The sequence below is a fragment of the Sediminibacterium sp. KACHI17 genome (assembly GCF_040362915.1).
GTDB lineage: Bacteria > Bacteroidota > Bacteroidia > Chitinophagales > Chitinophagaceae > Sediminibacterium.
Map to the genome: position 1 here is coordinate 1,469,560 of NZ_AP029612.1, position 19,665 is coordinate 1,489,224.

17 protein-coding genes are annotated in these 19,665 nt (G+C 40.8%); 9 read left to right on the forward strand and 8 right to left on the reverse strand.

The window, feature by feature from the left end:
• Window positions 1-16: 16 nt before the first annotated feature.
• The 4 genes from ABXG83_RS06455 to metK form a co-directional block, all read right to left on the reverse strand.
• On the reverse strand, window positions 17-2,482 hold the full coding sequence (locus ABXG83_RS06455) for an SLBB domain-containing protein (RefSeq protein ID WP_353550667.1): 2,466 nt from the start codon (window positions 2,480-2,482) through the stop codon (window positions 17-19).
• A 368-nt stretch (window positions 2,483-2,850) separates the two neighbouring features.
• Window positions 2,851-3,807: a GDP-L-fucose synthase gene (locus ABXG83_RS06460; RefSeq protein ID WP_353550668.1), complete on the reverse strand. Its 957-nt coding sequence runs from the start codon at window positions 3,805-3,807 to the stop codon at window positions 2,851-2,853.
• A gap of 5 nt (window positions 3,808-3,812) precedes the next feature.
• A complete protein-coding gene (gene gmd, locus ABXG83_RS06465) occupies window positions 3,813-4,922 on the reverse strand; it encodes a GDP-mannose 4,6-dehydratase (protein ID WP_353550669.1) in 1,110 nt (369 codons plus the stop codon).
• Between the two features lie 78 nt (window positions 4,923-5,000).
• The gene (gene metK, locus ABXG83_RS06470; RefSeq protein ID WP_353550670.1) at window positions 5,001-6,251 is read right to left on the reverse strand and encodes a methionine adenosyltransferase; all 1,251 of its coding nucleotides are present in this window, start codon (window positions 6,249-6,251) and stop codon (window positions 5,001-5,003) included.
• A gap of 52 nt (window positions 6,252-6,303) precedes the next feature.
• Here metK and metF point away from each other — a divergent pair, with 52 nt between their 5' ends.
• The 4 genes from metF to rfbA are packed head-to-tail and all read left to right on the forward strand — an operon-like array spanning window position 6,304 to window position 9,767.
• Entirely contained in the window at window positions 6,304-7,254 is a 951-nt protein-coding gene (gene metF / locus ABXG83_RS06475; RefSeq protein WP_353550671.1) for a methylenetetrahydrofolate reductase [NAD(P)H], read from the forward strand.
• Window positions 7,255-7,288: 34 nt separating this feature from the next.
• Entirely contained in the window at window positions 7,289-8,341 is a 1,053-nt protein-coding gene (gene rfbB / locus ABXG83_RS06480) for a dTDP-glucose 4,6-dehydratase (RefSeq protein ID WP_353550672.1), read from the forward strand.
• A gap of 8 nt (window positions 8,342-8,349) precedes the next feature.
• Entirely contained in the window at window positions 8,350-8,913 is a 564-nt protein-coding gene (gene rfbC / locus ABXG83_RS06485; RefSeq protein ID WP_353550673.1) for a dTDP-4-dehydrorhamnose 3,5-epimerase, read from the forward strand.
• A complete protein-coding gene (rfbA, locus tag ABXG83_RS06490) occupies window positions 8,910-9,767 on the forward strand; it encodes a glucose-1-phosphate thymidylyltransferase RfbA (RefSeq protein WP_353550674.1) in 858 nt (285 codons plus the stop codon). The genes rfbC and rfbA overlap by 4 nt, the downstream gene beginning before the upstream one ends.
• 133 nt (window positions 9,768-9,900) lie before the next feature.
• Here rfbA and ABXG83_RS06495 read toward each other — a convergent pair whose 3' ends face one another.
• The 3 genes from ABXG83_RS06495 to ABXG83_RS06505 form a co-directional block, all read right to left on the reverse strand.
• Window positions 9,901-11,154, reverse strand: coding sequence for a nucleotide sugar dehydrogenase (locus ABXG83_RS06495; protein WP_353550675.1), 1,254 nt, complete (start codon window positions 11,152-11,154; stop codon window positions 9,901-9,903).
• Window positions 11,155-11,391: 237 nt separating this feature from the next.
• Window positions 11,392-11,829 (reverse strand): hypothetical protein, encoded by a 438-nt coding sequence (locus ABXG83_RS06500; RefSeq protein ID WP_353550676.1) that lies wholly within the window; start codon window positions 11,827-11,829, stop codon window positions 11,392-11,394.
• 51 nt (window positions 11,830-11,880) lie between these two features.
• Window positions 11,881-12,327: a hypothetical protein gene (locus tag ABXG83_RS06505; protein ID WP_353550677.1), complete on the reverse strand. Its 447-nt coding sequence runs from the start codon at window positions 12,325-12,327 to the stop codon at window positions 11,881-11,883.
• Window positions 12,328-13,289: 962 nt separating this feature from the next.
• Here ABXG83_RS06505 and ABXG83_RS06510 point away from each other — a divergent pair.
• The 5 genes from ABXG83_RS06510 (at window position 13,290) to ispF (ending at window position 18,394) form a co-directional block, all read left to right on the forward strand.
• Window positions 13,290-14,414 (forward strand): hypothetical protein, encoded by a 1,125-nt coding sequence (locus tag ABXG83_RS06510; RefSeq protein ID WP_353550678.1) that lies wholly within the window; start codon window positions 13,290-13,292, stop codon window positions 14,412-14,414.
• Window positions 14,415-15,115: 701 nt separating this feature from the next.
• Window positions 15,116-15,874, forward strand: coding sequence for a hypothetical protein (locus ABXG83_RS06515; protein ID WP_353550679.1), 759 nt, complete (start codon window positions 15,116-15,118; stop codon window positions 15,872-15,874).
• Between the two features lie 140 nt (window positions 15,875-16,014).
• Window positions 16,015-16,431 carry a DUF5675 family protein gene (locus ABXG83_RS06520; protein WP_353550680.1) on the forward strand — a complete coding sequence of 139 codons (417 nt, stop codon included), beginning with the start codon at window positions 16,015-16,017 and terminating at the stop codon, window positions 16,429-16,431.
• Between the two features lie 173 nt (window positions 16,432-16,604).
• Complete coding sequence (locus tag ABXG83_RS06525; RefSeq protein ID WP_353550681.1) at window positions 16,605-16,817, forward strand: hypothetical protein; 213 nt, start codon at window positions 16,605-16,607, stop codon at window positions 16,815-16,817.
• 1,094 nt (window positions 16,818-17,911) lie between these two features.
• Window positions 17,912-18,394: a 2-C-methyl-D-erythritol 2,4-cyclodiphosphate synthase gene (ispF, locus tag ABXG83_RS06530; protein WP_353550682.1), complete on the forward strand. Its 483-nt coding sequence runs from the start codon at window positions 17,912-17,914 to the stop codon at window positions 18,392-18,394.
• Window positions 18,395-18,499: 105 nt separating this feature from the next.
• Here the strand turns inward: ispF and porV are convergent, their stop codons facing one another.
• Window positions 18,500-19,645: a type IX secretion system outer membrane channel protein PorV gene (gene porV, locus ABXG83_RS06535; protein ID WP_353550683.1), complete on the reverse strand. Its 1,146-nt coding sequence runs from the start codon at window positions 19,643-19,645 to the stop codon at window positions 18,500-18,502.
• Window positions 19,646-19,665 lie beyond the last annotated feature (20 nt).

Here is a 19,665-nt window from a genome sequence, read left to right on the forward strand (position 1 = left end):
TTCATAATATCAATTACTATTTTAATATAGACAATAAAATTGCAGACAAACTTGCTAAACCTGTAGTAAACCCAACAATTTCAGTTGTAGTCATTCCCTTCCGTTGAGGTTTTTGAGGAACCACAATCTCGCTGCCAGGTAGTATTTTAGGATAAGATTTGAAAAATAAAAAACTTTTGCGGGTAGCGGCTTTCCCATTAGCATATATGACATATGATTTTTTTTTCCATGATTCTCCACTAAAGCCTCCAGCATTATTAACATAATCTCTGAGACTATTTTTTGGATTATATGGCACTTGAGACTCTAATAAAACGGCTCCACTGATTCTAACCTGTCCATCAAACTTTGGCACGACAAGTTCATCATTCATACGTAAAACAATATCGTCAATCGATCCGGGGTTATTCATAATTCTAATAAGATCTAAAGGAACTTTGACGAATTCTCTCTTGCTACTTTTATCAAGTTCACTTAATGTAGCTGTATCTTTACTAATAATACTTTTCTGGATTTCTTTAGCATCTTCTTTTTTATTTTTTTCTTCCACTGTCAGATAACGTTTAATATAAGATCCCTCAGGAAAGGCATCTGGCGTATAACCACCAGATCTCTTCAAAAGATCGCTCACTCTTTCGGTTCTGTTTCTTAACGCATAAGGGCCCGGGTATTGCACTTGACCTGAAACTATTACCGACTCCGGTAATGTATATCCGGCTTTTCTTCTTACAGTGATAACATCGAAAGGCATAATAGTCACAGCACTAGCATTGGCACTTAGATCTCCGTCAATTTCTGCATTAATAATAGCACTTGCTCTATTATCAGTAAGTGCTATACTATCTCTTTTAATTAAGCGAGCAATTTCAATATTTTTATAAGCGGCATCCGTAAATCCACCTGCTTGCAGAATGATATCCCGAAGTGTCAGGTTTTCGACATAATTGTATTCTCCGGGTATTCTGATCTCGCCCTGTATAGTCACCTTAAAGGAATCTCTCAGATCTAAGACTGAACTAATTAATATTTCATCTTCACGTTTTAATGAAAGATTATGCATATCGTCACCAGACAAGGCTTTACGGACATCAAAAGAAAGAATGGATCTGCTAAGATCATTTTCTAGTCGCAATATTTGTGCCCTACCGGTATATGCATCTTCTTTTAAACCATCCGCTTTGCGGATCAAGTCTGCAACAGTTAATCCGGTTGTTAATTGATACACATCAGGTCTGAAAACTGCCCCATTGATCTTAACCCTGTTTTGAAAACGATTTAAAATTTTCGATACCACAAATAGATCACCCGACTCAGGTTGATATTGTTGGTACTCTGATGCAGGTACATCTTTTATTTTTCTTTCACGATCACTGTTTTGAAATACTTTTACGATAGCCGTGTAAGCTGTATCTGTAAAACCGGATGCGAATTCTAATACCTGTTGAAAACTCTCTCCGGGTAATACTTCAAAAATACCGGGTCTTTTCACCTGCCCCTGTAATTCTACTCTTTTTTTGTAAGCAGGAATACGAATCACATCATTATCCTTCAACCCGATATTATCTGATTGATCGCCATTCAATAACATTCGATATAAATCAATCTTTCGCTCTACCTTATTATTGCGTACCAACTCGATTTCTCGAAAACTACCAAACTCTGTTGGACCACCAGCTACATACAATGCATTGAATACAGTAGACAAAGAAGACAACGTGTAATTACCTGGACGATTCGCACCAATCACCGTTACTTTAATACTTCTGATCTTATTCAGTGTAACAGATAATTTTGATCCCCCATTTTTTAAATAAGGATACACAGTATTACCCATCACTGTTTTTAATTTTTGTGTAGCGGCTTCAATAGTCAACCCAGCTACTCTTATCTGCCCAACATTGGGTATATTTACATTGCCTTCATCAGACACCAATAATTCACCAGTATATTCTTGAACTCCATACACAGTCACCATCAATTCATCATCAGGCCCCAATATATAATTCAAGGGAGTAGCCAGTTTCAAATTTGGTTCGAAGTTGGGCGCCATGGAAGTATACAATTCTGAACCAAAGATCAATGGATTGATTAGCGGCTGAGGCTTTTTCTTTTCATATTGTTCCGAATCAAGAGAATCCTTACTATTATTTTGCTTTTCAATCGTTTTACTAGCACCTTTCAAGTCTGATTTTAGTGCGCCAGTCGCTTTTTGACCTTGGACGCCGACATTTAACCTAACTTTTAATTTGGTAAATTCAGCCGCACTCATACCTTTAGCCAACGCGATTTGCTCTGCTTGCTCAATGGTAATCTTAGAGTCATTCAACTGGGCTTTCAATTTAGCAATATCAGCATCAGACAACTGATCTACTTTAATCGCACCTAGGTCTTTTCCTTTCAAAATATCCTGGGCCTGAACCGTAGTCACAGTCAGAAAGAACAAAACGAAAATTGGAAACCTCAATAAAAAATGCATTTTCATAGTCCTAATATAATGGTTCAAAACATGGCTTCGCCAACCTCAGTCACACTATGGTGAAACCATGTACATAAAAGAGGGTATTTTGATACATTTTCCAGCCAATCTTAGCATAAAAAATGCCCAAAACGAAAAATTTGGAAAATCAATGCAATGTTAAGAAAATCAAAGCATAATAAACAACTGAACCGCTAAAATTGGGGGGGGTAAATTTAGTTCAGGTTGCAAATATAGGGGATGGGAGGATTTAAAAAATATTCTTATTAGGAAAAGGTGATGGATATTAGGAGGAATAGGAATAGAAATCAAGTTTTAAGACAATAACACCCGTTCCGTCATCTTTAATAGTTAGCAGAGCCTATCTATTTGTTTTACCATGGTCTATTAATCATTAAGTCATTGTAGACTTGTCTAATCCCGTCCTCCAACGAAATTGATGCTTGCCAACCAAGAGCTTTTAATTTTGATATTTCCATAAGTTTTCGAGGGGTACCGTCAGGCTTGGAAGAATCGAAATGAATAGTTCCTTTAAACCCTGTAATATCACCAATCATTTTTGCAAGATTAAAAATAGAAATATCTGAACCCACCCCTATATTCCACATAGCTAATTCATGCAGAGGCATATCAGTGACAGATATATTTTGCATGAGAAACAAACAAGCATTTGCCAAATCATCTACGTGCATAAATTCACGGCGCGGCTGTCCACTACCCCAGACAATGACTTGATCATCACTGTTTTCAACTGCAGTTATAAATTTTCTTAACAAAGCCGGTAAAACATGAGATTTATCTAAATCATAATGATCATTGGGTCCGTATAGATTGGTTGGCATTACCGAAATATAGTTACAACCATATTGCTTACGATAAGCATCAGACAACTCAATGCCTGCAATTTTTGCGATTGCATAAGGCTGATTTGTATATTCAAGATAGCCAGACAACAAATATTCTTCTTTTAAGGGCTGTGGAGCATGTTTGGGGTAAATACAAGATGACCCTAAAAAAAGCAACTTTTTAACATTATTTATATATGAAGCATGAATAACATTACTCTCAATCATTAAATTTTCATAAATAAACTGAGCTCTATAGGTATTATTATTTAAAATTCCACCCACTTTACCCGCAGCTAAAAAAACATAATCAGGCTTTTCTTTTTCAAAAAAATCATTGACAGCTTTTTGATCACACAAGTTTAACTCACTTGAGGTCTTGTATATTAAATTTGTAAAGCCAAGTGATTTTAACTTACGCACTATCGCACTACCAACCATACCGGTATGACCCGCTACATATATCTTTTCGTTGAGTTCCATCATGCAACTTATTCATATTCGTTTTTAACTTTAAATCCACGTTCTTTAAGTACTTGCTCCTTTAAAAAAAGGTCAAGATCATATTCTACCATTTCTTTAACCATTTCATCTAATGTATATTTAGGCTGCCATCCTAATAGGTTTCTTGCTTTTGAGGAATCTCCAATTAATAAATCAACTTCAGTTGGTCTATAATATCTAGGATCAACTCTAACAACAATTTGTCCAATTGGTAATTGATAACTTCCAGCACATTTGATCACTTTAGCAATCTCAAATTCATCCTTACCTTCAAAAGTCAATTCAATACCAACTTCATAAAAAGCCATTCGCACAAAATCTCTTATTTCAGTTGTAATACCTGTTGCCAAAACGAAATCACTTGGTTCAGAATGCTGCAGGATCCTCCACATGCCTTCTACATAATCTTTTGCATGCCCCCAATCTCTCTTTGCGTTTAAATTACCCAAATACAAACATTCTTGAAGTCCCAATACGATTTTTGCTACAGCTCTTGTTATTTTACGCGTTACGAATGTTTCTCCTCGTAATGGCGATTCATGATTGAATAGTATACCATTGCTGGCAAACATGCCATAAGCTTCTCGATAATTTACGGTTATCCAATAAGCATACATTTTTGCAACTGCATAGGGTGATCTAGGATAGAAGGGCGTTTTTTCACTTTGAGGAACCTCTTGCACAAGTCCGTACAGCTCGGAAGTAGAAGCCTGATATATTTTAGTTTTATTTGTTAAACCCAACAACCTTACAGCTTCTAGTATTCTTAAAGTGCCAATACCATCAGCATTAGCTGTATATTCAGGTGTTTGAAAGCTTATATGAACATGACTCATGGCAGCCAAGTTGTAAATTTCATCAGGCTGTACTTCTTGAATGATTCTAATTAGATTAGTAGAATCAGTCAAATCTCCATAGTGTAGTACTAAATGCTTATGTGATACATGTGGATCTTCATATAAATGATCAATTCTCGCAGTATTGAATAATGAACTTCTTCTTTTAATTCCATGCACCTCATACCCCTTTTTCAATAATAGCTCAGTTAAATAGGCCCCATCTTGACCGGTAACACCTGTTATGATTGCTTTTTTCATATTCCAAAAGTATAATATTTAGTAGAAAAAAAGCCCCTCATAGACATGAAGGGCGATTGTTTATTGTTAAATGTATAATTACAAAGCAAAAGCCTTTTTCACTTTGGCTACGTAATCAAGTTTCTCCCAGGTGAACAGTTCCACTTTCACATTCTTCTCTTTACCATCCGGTGATTTGAAAGTCTTGGTCACTACTTCACTCTTACGTCCCATGTGGCCATATGCAGCGGTTTCACTGTAGATCGGGCTGCGCAATTTCAAGCGCTGCTCGATAAAGTATGGACGCATGTCAAACAAGCCTTCTACGATCTTAGCGATCTGTCCATCGGTCAAGTTTACTTTTGCAGTACCATAAGTATTTACGTTGATACTAGTAGGTTGTGCCACACCGATTGCATAAGATACTTGTACCAACACTTCGTCTGCTACTCCTGCTGCTACCAGATTCTTCGCAATATGACGAGTTGCATAGGCTGCTGAACGGTCTACCTTACTAGGATCTTTACCACTGAATGCTCCACCTCCATGTGCTCCTTTACCACCATAGGTATCTACGATGATCTTACGACCGGTTAAGCCGGTATCGCCATGTGGACCACCGATCACAAACTTACCGGTTGGGTTGATATGGTATTTGATGTTGTTGTTAAACAACTTCGCGTATTTCTTGTACTTCGCTTTTACTCTTGGGATCAGGATATTGATGATATCAGATTTGATCTTCGCCAACATCTTTGCTTCGGTATCAAAATCATCATGCTGCGTAGATACTACGATCGCATCGATTCTTACCGGGCGGTTGTTATCATCGTATTCCAAAGTAACCTGGCTCTTTGCATCAGGACGCAGGTATTTGATCTGCTTGTTCTCTCTTCTCAATGCTGCCAGTTCAATCAGGATCTTATGTGCCAGATCCAATGCCAATGGCATGTAGTCATCTGTTTCATTGGTAGCATAACCAAACATCATACCCTGGTCACCTGCTCCTTGCTCTTCTTTCTTCTTTCTGTCAACACCCTGGTTGATATCAGCACTCTGCTCATGAATCGCAGAAAGGATACCACAGCTGTTGGCTTCAAACATATATTCACTCTTGGTATATCCGATCTTACGGATCACACCACGAGCAATTTCCTGTACATCCAAGTATGCCTTTGATTTTACCTCACCGGCCAATACCACCTGTCCGGTAGTCACCAATGTTTCACAAGCCACTTTAGATTGTGGGTCAAAAGCCAAAAAGTTATCGATCAATGCATCAGATATCTGGTCGGCCACTTTATCCGGATGTCCTTCAGATACACTCTCAGAAGTAAATAAATAAGGCATATAAAACTTATAATTTAAGTTTGCAATATTATAAATACTGGAGCAAAGAACCATGAAAGTCATCGATAAAATCAAGAATAGGGCTGCAACCCTTATTTCTTTTGAAGTATTACCACCCCTAAAAGGCAAAACCATTCAATCTGTATTTGAGCATTTAGATCCACTCATGGCATTCAACCCTGCCTGGATCAATGTTACCTATCACCGCAGTGAAAGCAGCTTCAAACGCAGAGCCGATGGCAGCTTCGAAAAGGTAGAACTACGGAAAAGACCCGGGACCGTGGGTATCTGCGCTGCCATTATGAACCATTATCAGGTAGATGCAGTACCGCATCTTATCTGCGGTGGCTTTACCCAACGAGAAACTGAAGATGCGTTGATAGACCTCGATTTTCTGGGCATTGACAATGTATTAGTCCTAAGAGGCGATGCCGCTAAAAACGAAGGACAGTTCAATCCACAACCTGGCGGTCATCATTATGCCATTGATCTGTTACAACAGGTGGGCAATATGAATAAAGGCATTTACCTCGATGAAGACATCAAAAATGGTGGCAAAACTAATTTTTGCATGGGCGTAGCAGGCTATCCTGAAAAACATTTTGAAGCACCCAATTTGGAGATAGATCTTCAATACCTCAAAGCCAAAGTAGATGCCGGCGCGGACTACATCATGACGCAGATGTTTTTCGATAATCAAAAATTTTTTGATTTCGTAGAAGCCTGCCGCTCAATCGACATCACCGTCCCCATCATCCCCGGACTAAAACCCATCACCAATAAAAAACAACTCACCGTCCTCCCCAGAATTTTTCATATTGACATCCCCACCGCTTTATCAGAAGCCATGCTCGCTTGTAAAACAGATGCAGACTGTGAGCAAGTAGGAACAGAGTGGTTAATTGAACAGAGTAAAGAGCTTAAAAGATTTGGTGTGCCGGTATTACATTATTATACACTGGGTAAACCGAAAGTGATAGCCAATGTTGTACAGCAACTCTAAAATTTTCAAATAGAATACATATACTATTTAAAACATGAAAAAAAATATCTTAATTACGGGCGGAGCAGGTTTTATTGGATCACATGTAGTGAATCTATTTGTAAAAAAATATCCTGATTATAAGATTATCAACTTAGACGCTTTGACTTATGCCGGAAATTTAGAGAATTTAAAAGGCGTAGAAAAGCATAATAACTATGAATTTATAAAAGCAAATATTTTAGAAGCAGAAGTCTTACATCAAGTTTTTACGAAACACCAAATTACAGATGTCATTCATTTAGCAGCTGAATCACATGTGGATCGATCCATTCATTCCCCTTTGGACTTTGTATATACCAATATTGTGGGTACAGTCAATTTGTTGAATACCGCTAAACAATTTTGGAATCAGGAAGAAGATCATCTTTTTTATCATGTTTCAACCGATGAGGTTTTTGGCAGCTTAGGAGAAGCCGGATATTTCACCGAAACAACTCCTTATGATCCACGTTCACCGTATTCAGCCAGCAAAGCCTCCTCTGATCATTTTGTTCGAGCCTATCATGAGACTTATGGTATCCCTACTATTATCTCTAATTGCAGCAACAACTATGGCCCCAATCATTTCCCTGAAAAATTGATACCCCTATTTATCAATAATATCATTCAGGAAAAGCCGTTACCGGTATATGGTGATGGCAATTATACCAGAGACTGGTTATTTGTAAAGGATCATGCTGCAGCCATTGACTTGATATTCAATAAAGGACAGAAAGGGGGCGCCTATAATATTGGAGGATTTAATGAATGGAAAAATATCGATCTGGTCAAACTATTATGTCGCCTAATGGATCAAAAGTTAGGAAGACCCGCGGGTCAAAGTGAAACTTTGATCACTTATGTTAAAGATCGACCCGGTCATGATAAAAGATATGCCATCGATGCTTCTAAATTAAATAAAGAGTTAGGATGGAAGCCAAGTGTTACTTTCGAGGAAGGTCTTGATCAAACGATTGATTGGTATTTGAATAATACCCAGTGGCTTGACAATGTAACCTCAGGACAGTACCAACAATATTATTCAAATATGTACGGTAATAGGTAATAGATAACATGAAAATTGAATCAACGAAATTAAAAGACTGTTTCATCATCCATGATACAGTATTCGGTGATAACCGCGGTTATTTCTTTGAAAGTTTTAACCAACAAAGATTTAAAGATCAAACAGGATTAACGATCAATTTTGTACAAGATAACCAGTCTAAGTCAGAACGTGGAGTGTTGAGAGGTTTACACTACCAACACGGCGAGCACGCACAAGCCAAGTTGGTGAGAGTATTACAAGGCAGGGTGATCGATGTAGCCGTTGATGTCCGTTTGAACTCTCCCACATTTGGAGAACATGTAGCTGTTGAACTCACGGAAGACAATCATCGCCAACTTTTTGTACCCAGGGGATTTGCTCATGGTTTTGTTGTATTAAGTGAAACCGCTGTGTTTTTTTATAAATGCGATAACTTCTATAATAAAGCTTCTGAAGGCGGAATTCTTTACAATGACCCTGAGCTCAACATTGATTGGCAAATAAGCCCATCAGAAATATTACTGTCTGATAAAGATCAACAGTTACCCTTATTTTCGGAGGCAATCAAATCAATTCGTTTTACAATATGAAAGGCATCATTTTAGCAGGCGGCTCAGGTACCAGACTGTACCCGATTACGAAAGGCATCAGTAAACAATTAATGCCTATTTATGATAAACCCATGATTTACTACCCACTCTCTATTTTAATGTTAGCGGGTATTCAGGAAATTTTGATCATTACTACTCCTGAAGACAGTGTACAGTTTCAGAGATTACTAGGTGATGGGAAAGCATTGGGTTGCCGATTCTCTTACGCAGTACAGGAAACACCAAATGGATTAGCGCAAGCATTCGTCATCGGTGAATCTTTTATTGGCAACGACAAAGTAGCATTGATCTTAGGTGACAATATTTTCTACGGCGCAGGACTAGTTCAATTGGTTCAATCGTTTAACAATGTAGTGGGCGCAGCAGTTTTTGCTTATGAAGTCAATGACCCTGAAAGATATGGCGTGGTTGAATTTGATGAAAACAATACCGCCCTTTCTATTGAAGAAAAACCATCAAAACCAAAATCAAATTACGCCGTTCCGGGTCTATATTTTTACGACAATACAGTAGTTCAAATAGCCAAAAACATACAACCCTCCGCCCGAGGTGAATACGAGATCACCACTGTGAACAATGAGTACTTACAACAAGGGAAACTACAAGTAGGTATTATGAGTAGAGGAACTGCCTGGTTAGATACAGGCACGTTTGACTCCCTTAGCGATGCCTGTGAATTTGTACGCGTCATTGAAAAACGTCAAGCACAGAAAATTGGATGTATTGAAGAAGTTGCCTGGAGAATGGGTTATATCAATAGAGAACAATTGTTGAATTTAGCAGATCAGTACGCTAAAAGTGGGTATGGGGAGTATTTGAGGAATTTGAGGTGAGAATCGTCATCCCGATCCGCCTTAGGCGGAAGGGATCTATCACCGCTAACAGTTCCAAACAAAATAAAGCGACTTCAAAACTAAAACCATACACCCAAGAGATGGGAGATCCCTCCTTACGTCGGGTTGACGGTTACCACCTTACCGAAACCACTTCCTCTGGAACAATCCCTTGTATATCAAAAATCATAACGCCTTGAGCATCTAAAGACAAATAATCAATCGCTCTAAACTCATTATGTTTTACGGCAACAATGACTGCATTTGGTTGAAGAGACAATCCATCATTTACAAAACATATATCAGGATGTTTTTCAGAGGGCACTCGATTGTCTTGTACAAAAACTTCCAAACCGGCTTTGCATAATGCATAATACAAATCCGCCACTTTAGTATTACGAGTATCGCTGCAGTTTTCCTTGAAAGTAAATCCAAGAATCAGCACTCGCAATCCACGAATATTGCCATTATGCAAACGCACCAATGCGCTGATCATCTTATCTGCCACAAATTGTCCCATCTGATCATTGATGGCTCTTCCGGCGGCAATGAGTCGCGGCTCATACCCTACGACTCTTGATTTATGCAATAAGTAGTAAGGATCAACACCAATGCAATGCCCCCCTACTAACCCTGGATGAAAGGGTAAAAAATTCCATTTGGTTTTGGCAGCTGCTAATACATCATGGGTATTGATACCCATTTTATCAAACATCAATACCAATTCATTCATGAAGGAAATATTAACATCTCGCTGGGCATTTTCAACTGCTTTAGCAGCCTCTGCTACTTTTATGGAAGGAGCCAAATGAGTACCTGCTTTGATCACAACATCATACAACGCTTTTACCGTAAGAGCAGTAGTTACATCAGAGCCGGACACCACTTTGACAATATCCTGAATCTTTCGATTACGGTCACCGGGGTTAATCCGCTCAGGAGAATACCCTACAAAAAAATCTTCATTGTATACAAGCCCACTGTGCTTCACCAACACTGGAACACAAATCTCTTCGGTACAACCGGGATATACTGTAGATTCATAGATCACCAGATCATTTTTCTTTAAGACTTTACCGATCAATGCAGAAGCTTCTTCCAAAAAATGAAGATCCGGTGTATTATCAGCGTGTAAAGGCGTGGGAACCGTAACAATGTATACTGAACAATCAGCAATAGCTACTGTGTGATTCGTAAAAATAAGATTTTGAGAAGCTTTTAGATCTGTACTATCCATTTCACCCGTACTATCTATCCCTTGTTGTAATTCTTCAATTCGTTTAGGATCAATATCAAATCCTATGACCTCATAGTGTTCCACAAATGCAAGCGCGAGCGGTAAGCCCACATATCCCAATCCGATGATGGCAATTTTTTGCTCCTTCATGATGGTTCAAAGATAGGTGAAGGAGCTTGTAGGGAGAGCAGAGTCTAACATTATGCTCGTCATGTTGATCCGCCCCGGCAGAGAAGGCATCATGCCGACGTAAGGATGCCGATCGAGGCATCGGTAGAATCTATCACCACTAACAGATCAGAACAAAACATAGCAAACGCAGAACCAAACACCCGAGAAGTGGGAGATTCCTCCTGCGTCGGAATGACGGCACTTTATAAAAAAACGTCATTTTGAGCGTAGCGCAGCAAAGTCGAAACACCTCCCTATCGGTGCAGCCATCCCAACCAAATAATATACTTGAAGAAATAACAACAAAGATTCTCCAAGCATCCAACAACTAAACAGCTCCATCTTAGCAACAATCAAATACAGTCCAAACAAAACAACACAATAGGAAGCTCCCATTATGATATACCTGATAACAAACGGTGCGTTTACCACCCGATGTTCAGCCCATACAAACACATAGGCCCGAAGAGAAAAAGAGATGCGTAGTAGGATGAGCTGAATCACCCAGCAGTAGATCTTACTGGCGGCATTCCATTGCGCCATACCCTGGAACAAAGTTGATACGATGACCGGCATGAGTACTTGTATGCTCCAACACAAAAGACAAACCGTTACACCTTGCACAAAATAAAAAACCAGGTTCTTATGAAACATAGCAGGTTAGTTTAAGATTTTTTAAAAGGATCTATTTTACTGGTAGTTATCTCAGATTCCTGTAAAAGCAACTTTATAATCATTTTGTTCTTTCATACCAGAAACCTGCTCCAACAAAGGCATACAAGTATCTATCACAAACCGATCATTGGGTCCACTGGCAAAGAATACCCAATCTCCTTTTTTTAGCACCGTACCTACCAAGGCAGTATATCGTTTCACGAGTTGTAACTGACGAGCATCCGGCATCAGCTCTTTTTGTGGCACACTGATGCAATAACATTTACAGGGTTGCAGCTGCTTTATATCATGCGTAAGCACAATTTTGCGTTTAGTCTCATCGTACCCTTTAGGCAAAAGCTCTTTTTTCAACCGCAGCTGTTGAATACGCTTCTCCGAAAAATCAAATCCCAACACCGATTGTTTTTCTGCATGACCGAGCAACATCGAAATTCCGATTTGATTGAGGTCTAAGATTGCTGTTAATGGTTTTTTCATAATTTAAAAATCATCCCAACAAAGGAGGAATGACATTGCCGTCATCCCGACGTAGGAGTCCGCAGGATACCGATCGAAGCATCGGTAAAATCTCCCACCGCTAGATTGTTGTGTTTTGTTCTAAATCGCCTGAAGTGTGAGATTCCTCCTTCGTCGGAATGATATCCCCGTCACCTCCACGAAGGAGTCCGCAGGATACCGATCGAAGCATCGGTAAAATCTCCCACCGCTAGATCGTTGTGTTTTGTTTTTAATCGCCTGAGGTGTGAGATTCCTCCTTCGTCGGAATGACATGGCCGTCACACTCCGTTCCGTGTTACCCCTCCGGGGTAAAAAACAACCATCCCGTCTCAAGCGAGACCATCAACTAATACCTAATACCTATCACCCTATACCCAGCACCCAGTACCCATCACCGATTCTCTTCTTCATACCATGTTCTTCGTTGTCTATATGTTCCACTCCGTTTTATGAACTCCGCCTGATACAAATCGCTTACGGCGCAGTAAATTAGTGTGTTGTCCTATTGAAAAATCAAAATGACAACAGAGACATACTATCACTGTACAGACAACTTTTTATTTGGCATCATAGATCCCCCAACTACTGCCAAAGAATGAAAAAAATGAGAATAGCTAAAAGGAAGTAAAAATCGTAAAAGTGAATGACCAGTAAGATCAAGCTTGGTTGAAGCATGCGCATGGAATAGAGGCGATTACATCAAATGCATCCGAATCTGTATGATCAATGATTCAACACTTCAAATCACCACAACACCACTCGAATAATAACAGCACACATAAATAAAAAATAATCCATTGAATTTTATTCCATCCTTTACCATTGTTTTTCGATCGCATCATTACAGCAAAATAGAAAAAAATGATCATGCAAGTATATTCCCTCGTTCAGGATGTAGATGATTTTTTAAAATAAAAAAAGAACCAGCTGAAAAAAAGGGTATGAACGATACATTTCAGGAGTTGAATGACTTGATCCATGAAGGAACACAGTCACACATCACAGAAACCATCAAAGAACAAAAAAGAAAAGAAGCCACTTTAAAAGCCAGAGAACTGGAGAAAAAATTTACCGGAACATTTTTATGGATCCAGTGTAAGAAAGCACTAAGGACCATGGTTATGGTCATGATAAAAGCATTACATATCTGGCTCGAAAAAATATACCGCAACAGACCCACAGATCACAAACGCAACCGCACCAATGAACAACTGGAAATTTGGTGTACCGATACCCTTGATTTTATTCGCCGCCATTTCCCGGAACATTTCAATCCACATGAACCCATGCCACATTGTTTATGGGAAATAGCAAAAGAAAAACAAGATGCAGATTGGGAATCCTTGTCTGCCATTGCTAGAGAAAATGTATCTGAAACAGCATTGATTGCAATACTGCGCATGATCTACCAAAGTCAACTACACAAAACCGGCACCCACAGTTATTACCATACAGAATACTGGACAGAACTACTGTCCGTATTGCCATCCGAACAACCCGGATTATATGAGGATACCACTACCGCAATGATCTTCACATTGATCAGGCGCAACTGCAATCACCCGCTCTTTATTCATTTTATGATAGAAAGATGTACACTACAACTCACGGAAAACGCCAATGCCATTGAACATTGGGTCAGGTACTTACATTGGGTAGACAGAATTCCGCTGATCGATCTGATGGGAGCAGAACCGGAACAACCATCCGTAAAAGATCAGTTGAAAGCAGCGATACAAGCGGAATTGATACATAGTCAGGAGTTAGAGAAAAAGGATATCGATAATGGAAAAATATCGAGTCATTTATTGTTTCAAACCACACTATCCGTTTCTCAATTAGCCGCATTTTTTCGCGTGCTTATTGAGGCCGGTATTCTAACAACGGATAACAACAAAGAATTGATGAGAGTCGTATCACAAACATTTAGAACAAGCCGAACCAACGCACCCATATCATCTCACCACCTCTATGATAAATTCTACACCCTGGAACGCCCCGCCCTCTCCATCCTCAAAACACATATCACCACCATGCTACAAAAAACAGCCAAGCTGAGTAACTAAAAACCGTCATGACGACCAAATCCAGACGACAATCGGCAGAGCGGAGACACCCCTCATAAAAATCGTCATGTTGAGCGCAGCGCAGCGAAGTCGAAACATCCCCTCACTGTTAGCAATATCCCTCTCAACAATTGCAAACAAAAACACCGCACCACATCACCAAAACCCACACCCTACGTTTCGTGTTACCCCTCCGGGGTTGTAAAACCGATATCGTAACTTGCATCACCCAGTAACCAGTACCTAGTACCCAGCACCCATTTCACTATCTCTCCCCTATCCCTCCACTATAAAACGACTATGGAATGACTATGTTTTCACTATCATTCTCTTATCACGCTCTTATCTCTGTCGTAACCCTCTGCTATCATTTGTCTATGTTTTAATAGACCTTGTCAGTTACCTCTCAGTACCTGGTCAGTTACCAGTCTTAATAAAATCCTAAGAAACAGACAAATGTCGAATATCCAACTCCAAAATTGATCATTCAACATTGATCATGCTACATTTTTAAAACGCCATCTCTTTTATTGTCAACACATTATCAGGGCTGATATCAGCCTTGTCAGCCCTAATGCATGCAAGTCCAAATTAGTTTTGTTCTCGTTAACCATCCACCGGTGGCCCGTCTGCAGCGGGAAAGCATCAACACCTGATGAAAGTATCACAGGTGAATTTTTTAAAAACTTAAAAACAAAACAATGGCAGCAAAACAATTTGGTACCCATAGGTTAAGCGGAACAGTAGGTGATGTAACCTACTCGCATACTAAATCGGGATTCAAAGCCAGACAAAAAAGCAAAGTGAATATGGCAGAACGTCAATCCGGACAACAGTTTCAGGCATGGCGCGATCATACCTCTGAGTTCGGGGTAATGACCTCAGAAGCCAGAACATTCCGCAATGCGTTCACAGACTTGAACTGGAATATCAAAAACAAATCGTTGATCCAACAAACAGTAAAGCTGATGAATGAGATCCGCAAAACAGATACTACCAATCTACGCGGACAACGACGCGCCAGCTTTGGCGATCTCAGTATGCTGGTTGGATTTGATTTCACTGGTAGCGGAAGTATTGATAATGCCATCAATGGTGGATACTCATCAGCCTTTAATCGATTAACGGGCGTTACAGTAGCTACCATACAGCAAATGATTCCCAGACAACGTTTGAATGTACCCGCCAATGCCACCCATTTCATGTTCACATTGGGAGCAGCGGCATTGAATTTTGAAACAGGGGAAGTGAGCAAAGTGATGGCTTCTACGCAAAAATTGTTGATCGATGATGAAGTATTGGCAGAAACCGTCTTAACAGAGACCCTGCCCACTAATAGTACCGACCCGGTGGTAATAGCACTCAAGCTGGAGTACTTCACAGAAATCAATGGCCACTTCTACCCACTCATGAGCAACGCCTCCATCAACAGCACGGTAATCCGTGTGGATCAGGGGTAAGGTTTTGGGAAATCAGGAAATCGGGTAATCAGGAAATCGGGTAACTACATTTAACTATTAACCCCCTAAAACAAACTCCAATCCCGATAACCCGATAACCCAATCACCTGATCACCCAATCACCCAATCAAAGATCACAAATGCATCTCACCATTCATCGCACTTACCACGATGAAGGCACGAATGGGTTGTTGACGATAGGGCCTGATAGTGATCCCTTGTGTTATACCATTGAATTGCCCTGGCGAAACAATGAGTTGAATAGGTCATGTATACCTGAAGGCACTTATGTATTGAAGAGAAGATACAGCACTAAATTTCGCTGGCACCTGCACGTTGCAGATGTACCCGGAAGGAGTTTCATACTCATTCATCCGGCCAACCATGCCCGACGCGAATTAAAAGGATGTATCGCTCCCGTACTACTCCTCACCGGCCCCGGAACCGGAGAGCAAAGTCTACAGGCATTCAACCTGCTCATGAGTCAACTATTAGAAGCCCTAAGAAGCACCGAAACCATTCTGCTCACGGTAACAAGTGCGAAAATAAAATTGTAAACGAGGGGATTGGGATATCGGGTTATCAGGAAATCGGGATATCAGGTGATCGGGTAAATATTCTATAAGAAATGAACAAAAAAAATCATGCCACCCAATATCCCGATCACCTGATATCCCGATTACCCGATCCCCTCTTCAAAAAAAACAACATGAAAAAACTCATCCGACGCGTGCGGTCGCAGCCGCCGCCATTTTTTAGAAAGATCAGAAATATCGGATTGGTACTGACCACCATTGCCACTGCAGTAGTAACACTACCTGTAGCCTTACCCGCGATCGTGGTAACCATCTCCGGTTATGCCGCCGCAGCAGGCGCCACCGCCACCGCCATCAGTCAGCTCACACTCTATGAAGAGCCACTCGATTGGCAGGAAGAAGAATGATCACTCCCCCGCCCCAGTTTTTGGGGCGGGTTTTTTACGTCACCTCGACGAAGGAGAGGTCTCACACCCCAAACAAGTATGCATAAAACAAAACAAATCTCACACAGCATAGCGGTGGGAGATTCCTCCTTCGTCGGAATGACATCCCCCGTCACCTCGACGAAGGAGAGGTCTCCCACCTCAAACAAGTATGCATAAAACAAAACAAATCTCATACAGCATAGCGGTGGGAGATTCCTCCTTCGTCGGAATGACATCCCCCGTCACCTCGACTAAAGGAGTCCGCAGGATGCCGATCGAAGCATCGGTAAGGTCTCACACCTCAAACAAGTATGCATAAAACAAAACAAATCTCACACAGCATAGCGGTGGGAGATTCCTCCTTCGTCGGAATGACATCCCCCGTCACCTCGACTAAAGGAGTCCGCAGGATGCCGATCGAAGCATCGGTAAGGTCTCACACCTCAAACAAGTATGCATAAAACAAAACAAATCTCACACAGCATAGCGGTGGGAGATTCCTCCTTCGTCGGAATGACATCCCCCGTCACCTCGACTAAAGGAGTCCGCAGGATGCCGATCGAAGCATCGGTAAGGTCTCCCACCCCAAACAAGTATGCATAAAACAAAACAAATCTCATACAGCATAGCGGTGGGAGATTCCTCCTTCGTCGGAATGACATCCCCCGTCACCTCGACGAAGGAGAGGTCTCACACCCCAAACAAGTATGCATAAAACAAAACAAATCTCACACAGCATAGCGGTGGGAGATTCCTCCTTCGTCGGAATGACATCCCCCGTCACCTCGACGAAGGAGAGGTCTCACACCTCAAACAAGTATGCATAAAACAAAACAAATCTCACACAGCATAGTGGTGGGAGATTCTACCGATGCTTCGATCCGCATCCTGCGGACTCCTTCTTCGGAATGACATGCCCTCCGTTCCGTGTTACCCCTCCAGGGTATAAAACACCCATCTCGCCACAAACGAGACCTAACACCCAACACCTAATACCCAGCACCCAGCACCTAATCCCCAAAAATCTGATATCTGACATCTGACATCAAAAATCCTCTCTCTATCTTCGCACCATGAACATACGTATCGGTTACGGCATAGATTATCATCAGTTAGTAGAAAGCAGAGACCTGTTTATTGGTGGCGTGAAAATTCCGCACGACAAGGGTGCACTCGGACATAGTGATGCCGATGTGCTCTTACACGCTATTTGTGACGCACTACTGGGAGCAGCAGCATTGGGTGATATCGGTGTTCATTTTCCTGATACGGCTAACGAATTCAAGAACATTGACAGTAAGATATTACTAGCAAAAACAAAAGCTTTGATTGAAGCAGAAGGCTATCATGTCATCAACATAGACTCTACGCTCTGTCTGGAAGCACCCAAAATAAAACCCTATGTTCCTCAAATGCAGGAAACCATAGCCGCTATTCTTGGCATCACGATCAAAGACATCTCCATCAAAGCCACCACCACCGAGAAAATGGGATTCGTAGGCAGGAAGGAAGGACTCGTTGCGCACGCGGTTTGTTTGCTGAGGGCTAATGGGTGATCGGGTGATTGGGTGATCGGGATATCGGGTCTAGAGAGCCGTTTACCCTAACCACAAAAAATACCCGATTACCCGATTACCTGATTACCTGATAACCCAATCACCTTACTCCTTAGGCTCAAGACTAAATACCACACCTATCCTTAAAGTATTCGAAAGCGGATTACGTGTTACACCACTACCGGAAGGCACTAGATATGAGAAGTTGATATCCATAAAGTCTAAATGGAAACCGGCGCCTACGCTGAAATATTTTCTGTTACCACGATTCTTATTTTCATAGAAATAACCACTGCGGAAAAAGAATTGGTTATTGTAACTATACTCTGCTCCGATGGATACCTGCAGTGACTTACCAAAACCGGTTCCATCACCAAAAGACTTCATCCAACTACTCACCACACCGGTAGTTCGATAGTTGGATAGATTGGTTGAATCGGTGGTGAAATTTCCGGTAGCTACCGGTGGTGCAGGTACCAATAGCTTATTCATATCCAGGGCAAAATTGATCTTATTGTTCTCATCCATCACTTTGGTATACGAAACACCGATACCCAAATTGGCCGGAATAAAATCTTTGTTCCTTGCATCATTGGTGTAACCGATCTTACTACCCAAATTAGATAATACCACTCCCCAGTTAAACCCTTCTCCATCTTCATTCAAGCCATTGTGATAAAGCGACACATCACCTGCTACCGCATTACCAGCTTTATACACAACTCCTGTACCCACATCCCCTACTACGAGTCTTGAATTGATATATCGCAATGCCACACCAATACTCATCTTCTCATTCAGCTTTCTGGAATAACCCAGATCAAAAGCAAATTCACTGGGTCTAACCGAATTCAAGACATTACCCGAAAAGTCTGTTAGTTGAATATTCCCCAAACTAAAAAAGCGAAGTGTAGAAGAGATCGCCTGCTCATTATCCAAACGGTGATAACCGGCCATACTTGCGAGATACACATCATTCAGACCCAGATCTTTTAACCAAGGTGTATAGTTCACCGCGATCGCTGATTTACGCGGAGCAAACATCACTTTCGATAAGTTCCAAAAAGGTGCATTGGCTTCAGGCGCAGTAGCGATCGCCACATCACCCATACCACCCGCACGTGCATCCGGAGAAATACGCAAAAAAGGAACAGCAGTAGAAACGATATTAACAGAGTCCTGTGCAATAGAAGCATAAGACAACATCAATCCAACAATGGCTGTCAGGGTTTTCTTTGAAGTAAATAGCATGAAGCAAGTTATTTTAAAAG